We start from the raw sequence: 7102 nt of genomic DNA, 5'->3' as shown, positions 1-7102 counted from the left end.
ACTCTTTCACATCACCCACAGGAGTAGAAGTGCCGTGTACGTTCATGTAGTCAATTGGTGTATCAACGCCGTCCATTGCCATCTTCATGCAACGTACTGCGCCTTCACCTGATGGGGCCACCATATCAGCGCCATCTGATGTTGCGCCGTAACCCACAATCTCAGCATAGATATGTGCGCCACGCGCCAGCGCATGTTCCAACTCTTCAACAACAACCATACCGCCGCCGCCAGCAATGACGAAGCCATCACGGTCTTTATCATAGGTACGGGATGCTTTATCTGGAGTTTCATTGTATTTAGTAGACAATGCGCCCATAGCGTCGAACTCGCAGGACATTTCCCAGCACAGTTCTTCACCGCCACCGGCAAACACCACATCCTGTTTGCCCAGTTGGATCAGTTCCAACGCATGGCCAATACAGTGTGCTGAGGTGGCACAAGCGGAACTGATGGAATAGTTTACGCCTTTGATTTTAAAGGGTGTTGCCAGACACGCGGAGACACCAGATGCCATCGCTTTAGTCACCATATAAGGGCCTACGCCACGCAAACCTTTCGCGCGCATGCCATCAGAACCGGCAACCTGGTTACGTGGTGAACCGCCACCAGAGCCGACGACCAGCCCACTGCGGAAATTGGAGACTTGTTCTTCCGTCAGACCAGAATCTTCAATGGCCTGTTTCATGGAAAGATAAGCATAAACAGAGGCATCGCTCATAAAGCGCAGCACTTTACGGTCGATATTTCCTGTAATGGTCTCAGGTGCGAGCTTTACGTCGCCCCACACATGGCTGCGCATGCCTGCGTCTTTAAATTCCTGAGAGAAAGTAATGCCAGAGCGGCCTTCCTGTAAAGATGCCAGAACTTCCTGCTGGTTATTACCAATGCTGGATACAATACCCAAGCCAGTAATGACTGCACGCTTCATTCAATACCTCTTCCACTTATTTTACATTCGGGATTTTGCAACGCACTTTAGCGTACAGTTGTACGCCGAACAAGTCCGATCAGCGTAATATACCCAGATAATTTTACGATTTGCACGCAGCGGGTCACATAGTTAGAATCGCCCTACCCCTTGAGATATGAGTCTTTCAACGTGAGCCACCCCCCAATTCAAACGGCAACATTAAGCTGGAATGAACAGGGTACACCTGTATCGGAACAGTTTGGTGACATCTATTTTTCTAATGAAGATGGATTAGAAGAGACTCACTACGTTTTTCTCAAGGGAAATGGCTTTCCCGAGCGCTTTGCCCAACATCCGCGTGATAACTGTATTTTTGCCGAAACTGGTTTTGGTACTGGGTTGAATTTCCTGACATTATGGCGTGACTTCGCCCAGTTTCGCCAGCTTCATCCCGCAGCTAAACTGCAACGTTTACACTATATTAGTTTCGAAAAATACCCACTTCAGGTCGCTGATTTAGCCGCCGCCCATCAGCGCTGGCCAGAACTGGCCTGTTTTGCCGAACAACTCCGTGCTCAATGGCCGTTACCGCTGGCCGGATGCCACCGCATTTTACTGGCTGAAGGAGCTATCACGCTGGACCTGTGGTTTGGTGATGTGAATACCCTGCTGCCCCAGTTGGATTCCAGCTTGAATAATCAAGTGGACGCGTGGTTCCTTGATGGTTTTGCACCGGCTAAAAACCCTGATATGTGGAATGATGCGCTGTTTAATGCCATGGCACGGATGGCAAGGTCCGGCGGCACATTCGCCACTTTTACGGCGGCAGGATTTGTGCGCCGTGGCTTGCAACAAGCAGGGTTTGATGTCGCTAAAATAAAAGGTTTTGGGCAGAAACGTGAAATGCTGACCGGCATACTGCCACAACGCCTTAATACCCAATCTGAACCTTGGTATCACCGGCCATCGGCCACCCGTTGTGATGATATCGCCATTATCGGCGGAGGGATTGTCAGCGCCTTAACCGCACTAGCGTTACTGCGCCGTGGCGCTAAAGTGACACTTTATTGCGCCGACGCACAACCTGCCCAAGGTGCATCAGGCAACCGACAAGGCGCACTCTACCCACTGCTTAACGGCAAAAATGATGCACTGGAAATCTTTTTCACCAGTGCTTTTACCTTTGCCCGCCGCCAATACTCTCAATTGCTTGAGCAAGGTATCCACTTTGATCATCAGTGGTGCGGCGTCAGCCAGTTGGCCTTTGATGCTAAAAGCCGTGGCAAGATTGATAAAATGCTGCAAACCGATTGGCCGGCATCACTTGCCGCAGCGATGAGTCGCGAACAACTCAGTGCGCTGGCTGGGTTAGATTGCGCTCACGATGGTATCCACTACCCCGCCGGTGGTTGGCTTTGCCCATCAGACCTCACCACAGAGCTCATGGCGCTGGCACAACAAAATGGTATGACCTGCAACTATGAGCATGAACTGCATCAGCTAGAGCGGATTGACGGGCAATGGCAGCTCACATTTAAGCAATCGATAGCAAACAATAAGCAATCAACAGCAAACAAGCAACCGCAGGCAAGCAGGCAACATGCCACTGTGGTGCTGGCCACCGGCCACCGCTTACCCGAATGGGAGCAAACACAGCATCTGCCGCTGTCGGCTGTGCGCGGGCAGGTTTCACACATTCCCACCACGCCGGTACTCAGCCAGTTGCGACAAGTGCTGTGCTATGACGGTTACCTGACACCAGTAAACCCCGCCAATCAGCACCACTGTATTGGTGCCAGTTATCAGCGCGGTGATGTTACGACTGATTTTCGTGCCGACGAACAGCAAGAAAATCGGGATCGCCTGTTACGCTGCCTGCCTGATGTCAGTTGGCCGCAACAGGTGGATATCAGTGATAATCAGGCGCGCTGTGGCGTACGTTGTGCTATTCGTGACCATTTGCCGATGGTGGGCGCAGTACCGGATTACAGTGCCACACTGGCGCAATACCAGGATTTGCCGCGTAAAATTCAGCATGGCGAAGACATTCCCCTCGCGCCGGTGTGGCCAGAGCTATTTATGGTAGGTGCTTTGGGGTCACGCGGTTTGTGCAGCGCGCCATTGGTGGCAGAGATTCTGGCCGCACAAATGTTTGGCGAACCGCAGCCATTAGATGCAACCACGCTGGCGGCCCTGAATCCTAACCGATTCTGGATTCGAAAATTACTGAAAGGCAGGCCGGTACAACAGCGTACCTCGATATTATCTTAGCCGGAGAATCGCGTGGCTAACTCCTGCGACTCCAAGGACACATGAATCCCCAAAGTCATTGACGTCGCAGGTAGGCAGCAAGCGAGCAAATCCCGATGAGCTTACACCGGTAAGTGATTCGGGTGCGTGAGCGTAGCTAACACCCCTGCGGCTTCAAGGACGAAGGGGGATTTTGGGCGTTTTCCAATAAACGATCCCACAACCCCAATACTAAAGCCTGATCCGGAGGGGAAAGCTCACCGGCTTTGATGGCTTTATCCAGACTGGTTTGGACCCTTGCGTGTAGCTGCTCAGCGGTGTGCTCACCAAACTCTTCAGATTCAGCCACTGCCAATGTCAAATGACCGCGCAGGTAACCGCCAGCAAATAAATCATCATCACTGGCGTGCTCTACCATGTCATCAATCTGCGCCAGGATGTGCGCTTCAAACTCTGCGATCATCGTTTCCTCAATATATTCATTTTTTATATCCAAAAATAATGGATGTTCAGTCAAACAGAAAACTAAGCTAAATCTTCCGGGTAAGGGAAAAGCTCTGCCGCGAATGATGGCGTATTGTAAAACGATTGTAGCGCCTGAATAAAGCGCGCAGGTCGTGGGGATATTCCGTTTTCCAGATGCCACAATACCTGTTCGCGCACTTTTCGTTGAAATGTGATGCGGTCTGGCTCGCAATCACCTTCCAGATTGTCGCAACTGACATTGAACGGGAAACCTGCTGCCACGCAAAACATCCATTCCAGTGCCTGTGGCTTGATCTCAACCACTTCAAACTGGCTTTGAGTTAATGCATCGCGCCCATCGGGGCAGTACCAATAGCCAAAATCGACTAACTTGCGGCGCTCTTCCCCGGCAATACACCAATGAGAGATTTCATGCATACCGCTAGCGTAATAACCATGAGCGAAAATCACCCGATGATAAGAAAACTGTTCATCGGCGGGTAGATAGATGGGTTCATCATCGCCTTTCACCAATTGGGTATTATATTCATCACTAAAACAGCTATTAAAAATATCGATTAATTGTTGATAATCATGAGTCATGCTTGAGTCCGTAAGAGCGGTATCAGCAGCGGCATTCAAGCTCACTGTTCTGTTTGATACTTTCAGTTATGCAAAACAAATTATTAGGCAAAAACGTGTAATCCTAGCCAGGCGGAAATCTCAGCACCGTGGCTGTCATACAGTAGCTTGCAGCTCATGACGAATGACACCACGACAATCATTGGGCGAATCAATTTCTGCCCTTTGGTCAATACCATGTGAGCCCCCAGGCGTGCCCCCAGGACTTGCCCCACCAGCATCACCAACCCGATACTCCACACCACTTTGCCGCCGACAATAAAGAAAATCAGGCTACCGAGATTGGACGTGAAATTGAGCACTTTGGCGTGAGCAGTGGATTTCGCCAGATTAAAACCACACAAGGTCACAAAGGCCAGAGCATAGAAAGAACCGGCTCCAGGGCCAAAGAAACCATCATAAAAACCCACACCACCGCCCGCTATTAGGGCGAAGGGCAGCGCAGACAGACGGCGTTGTTGGTCAACTTCTCCGAGCTTGGGGGTCACCAGAAAATAGACCCCAATACCTATCACCAACAGTGGCAAAATTTGCCGCAGAATATCGGCCCGCATATGCTGGACTAAAATGGCGCCTAACATTGATCCCACCACAGTGAGAGCAATGGTAAGCCTTTGTTCCTTCAGATTAACCGCTCCACGGCGGATAAAATAAAGGCTAGCGGAGAATGATCCACCAACAGATTGTAGCTTGTTGGTCGCCAACACCTGCGCCGGAGGTAACCCCACCGCCAGCAGTGCCGGAACGGTTAGCAACCCGCCGCCGCCGGCGATGGAATCAATAAATCCGGCCAATAAAGCGACTAAAAATAATATCCCTAAAACCGCAGGACCTAGGGTAAACCAATCCATGATTTATTCCGCAGCGAAATGGTTATCCAACAAAGCCTGACAGGAAGGTGGCAATGGTGGTGGTAAGGTTTTGCCCGGTTTAGCACTTGGCTGATGAGGCTGGAACCAACTTTCCAATTCAGCACCACACCCATCACCCGGTGGTGGCGTATCTTGGTCCAGACATTCCAGGCTATCGGCCGGGCAACGCAAACGCACATGCATATGGGCACGATGCCCAAACCACGGCCGCACCTTATGCAGCCAGGTACGATCCGCACCGGCATCTAAACAAAGCTGCTTTTTAATCGCCGGATTAACGAAAATACGTGTTACTTCATTATCATTAGCAGCCAGTTTAATCAGGCTTTCAACTTGCGGCTGCCACAATGCTGGCACCACGCGTTTACCGTCGGCGGCAACCAAATCAATGGGTTGTGGTTTTAATAATTGCTGCTGGCTCCAACGTTGCTTCGGCAGTTGCAGCCAAATATCCACATCCAGGCCAGATTGATGGCTGGCATGACCGCTGCTAAAACGCCCGCCAGCGGGCATCGCCATATCACCAATCAACAGGGTACCCAGCTGATTTTTCTGGGCTTTATCACTCAGGCGATGGATAAAGTTCAACAAATCCGGATGTCCAAAATAGCGGCGCTGATCCGGGCGCATCACCTGATAATCGGCTGACTCAAGTGGCAACGGCATCGCACCAATAACACAGCCATTGGCAAAACCACCAATTGCCTGCGGAGATCCTGCCACCGGGTGAGTAATCTGTTGCCATGGCGTCGCTGCCATAACCGGGCTGATGGCAATCAGTGCCAATAAGCCCGCTATCCATTTTTTCATTGTGCTTACCAGCGCGGAACGTCTGAAACCACATCGCCACACTGTGCACGCTGGCGCAGTAGGTGATCCATTAACACAATAGCCATCATCGCTTCGGCAATCGGCACGGCGCGGATGCCAACACAAGGGTCATGACGACCACGGGTAATCATCTCAACCGCTTCGCCCTGCCGGTTAATAGTTTGCCCCGGAACCGTGATACTGGAGGTGGGTTTCAACGCGATATGTGCGACCACTGGCTGCCCACTGCTGATGCCACCTAAAATGCCGCCAGCATGGTTACTTTGGAAACCTTGTGGCGTAATTTCATCGCGGTTTTCGCTACCACGTTTGGTCACCACAGCAAAACCATCGCCAATTTCCACCCCTTTCACCGCATTGATACTCATCAGCGCATGGGCTAAATCAGCATCTAAACGATCAAATACGGGTTCCCCCAGACCGACAGGCACATGTTCAGCCACCACGGTAATTTTGGCACCAATAGAGTCACCCGCCTTTTTCAGCTCGCGCATCAGGGCATCCAGTGATTCCAATTTGCTGGCATCCGGGCAGAAGAAAGGATTTTGTTCAACTTGATCCCAGTCAACCACGTCACAACTGATATCACCGATTTGTGCCAAATAACCACGCACCTGCACGCCAAATTTCTGCGCCAGATATTTTTTCGCTATAGCACCGGCAGCAACACGCATCGCCGTTTCACGGGCAGAAGAGCGACCACCGCCGCGATAATCACGCACCCCGTATTTCTGCTCATAGGTGTAGTCGGCATGGCCTGGGCGGAACACATCTTTAATTGCGCTGTAATCTTGCGAACGTTGGTCGGTATTTTCAATCATCAAGCCGATACTGGTACCGGTGGTGATCCCCTCAAACACGCCAGACAGAATGCGCACTTGATCCGGTTCACGGCGTTGAGTGGTGTAGCGAGAGGTACCTGGCCGACGTCGGTCGAGATCCAACTGAATATCAGCCTCGGTGATAGGAATGCCCGGTGGAACACCGTCTATAATACATCCCAAGGCGATACCGTGAGATTCACCAAAAGTGGTGACGCGGAAAAACTGCCCTATACTGTTCCCAGCCATCACGGCTCCTTGAATTCTCGAATAAGCACTTTATCAGGGCAATACTCGTCACCCTGACA

General features: G+C 51.2%; 7 protein-coding genes. 1 reads left to right on the top strand and 6 read right to left on the bottom strand.

What is annotated here, in order from left to right:
• A partial coding sequence (locus tag ACNSO8_RS22715) for a beta-ketoacyl synthase N-terminal-like domain-containing protein (protein WP_418395990.1) occupies positions 1-931 on the bottom strand: 931 nt, incomplete at its 3' end.
• Positions 932-1102: 171 nt separating this feature from the next.
• Here ACNSO8_RS22715 and mnmC point away from each other — a divergent pair.
• Positions 1103-3184, top strand: coding sequence for a bifunctional tRNA (5-methylaminomethyl-2-thiouridine)(34)-methyltransferase MnmD/FAD-dependent 5-carboxymethylaminomethyl-2-thiouridine(34) oxidoreductase MnmC (gene mnmC / locus ACNSO8_RS22710; RefSeq protein WP_411919218.1), 2082 nt, complete (start codon positions 1103-1105; stop codon positions 3182-3184).
• Between the two features lie 136 nt (positions 3185-3320).
• On the opposite strand, the gene ACNSO8_RS22705 is transcribed toward mnmC, so the two are convergent.
• The 5 genes from ACNSO8_RS22705 to aroC all read right to left on the bottom strand — a co-directional run bounded on the left by ACNSO8_RS22705 (position 3321) and on the right by aroC (position 7043).
• Positions 3321-3626: a YfcL family protein gene (locus tag ACNSO8_RS22705; RefSeq protein ID WP_019083575.1), complete on the bottom strand. Its 306-nt coding sequence runs from the start codon at positions 3624-3626 to the stop codon at positions 3321-3323.
• Between the two features lie 62 nt (positions 3627-3688).
• Positions 3689-4231 carry an elongation factor P hydroxylase gene (locus tag ACNSO8_RS22700; RefSeq protein ID WP_005171927.1) on the bottom strand — a complete coding sequence of 181 codons (543 nt, stop codon included), beginning with the start codon at positions 4229-4231 and terminating at the stop codon, positions 3689-3691.
• 83 nt (positions 4232-4314) lie between these two features.
• On the bottom strand, positions 4315-5121 hold the full coding sequence (locus ACNSO8_RS22695) for a sulfite exporter TauE/SafE family protein (protein ID WP_019081971.1): 807 nt from the start codon (positions 5119-5121) through the stop codon (positions 4315-4317).
• A gap of 3 nt (positions 5122-5124) precedes the next feature.
• A complete protein-coding gene (gene mepA / locus ACNSO8_RS22690) occupies positions 5125-5952 on the bottom strand; it encodes a penicillin-insensitive murein endopeptidase (protein WP_019083576.1) in 828 nt (275 codons plus the stop codon).
• Between the two features lie 5 nt (positions 5953-5957).
• The gene (gene aroC, locus ACNSO8_RS22685; RefSeq protein WP_046050557.1) at positions 5958-7043 is read right to left on the bottom strand and encodes a chorismate synthase; all 1086 of its coding nucleotides are present in this window, start codon (positions 7041-7043) and stop codon (positions 5958-5960) included.
• Between the last annotated feature and the right edge of the window lie 59 nt (positions 7044-7102).

Source organism: Yersinia sp. LJYL362 (genome assembly GCF_048323875.1).
The sequence above is the reverse complement of the archived record's forward strand: the minus strand, read 5'-3'. Positions and strand labels throughout refer to the sequence as shown.

Excerpts from the sequence above, each read along its gene's own strand:
- ACNSO8_RS22705 (WP_019083575.1), bottom strand. The coding sequence starts at position 3,626 with ATGATCGCAGAGTTTGAAGCGCACATCCTGGCGCAGATTGATGACATG.
- ACNSO8_RS22700 (WP_005171927.1), bottom strand. The coding sequence starts at position 4,231 with ATGACTCATGATTATCAACAATTAATCGATATTTTTAATAGCTGTTTT.
- ACNSO8_RS22695 (WP_019081971.1), bottom strand. The coding sequence starts at position 5,121 with ATGGATTGGTTTACCCTAGGTCCTGCGGTTTTAGGGATATTATTTTTA.
- mepA (WP_019083576.1), bottom strand. The coding sequence starts at position 5,952 with ATGAAAAAATGGATAGCGGGCTTATTGGCACTGATTGCCATCAGCCCG.
- aroC (WP_046050557.1), bottom strand. The coding sequence starts at position 7,043 with ATGGCTGGGAACAGTATAGGGCAGTTTTTCCGCGTCACCACTTTTGGT.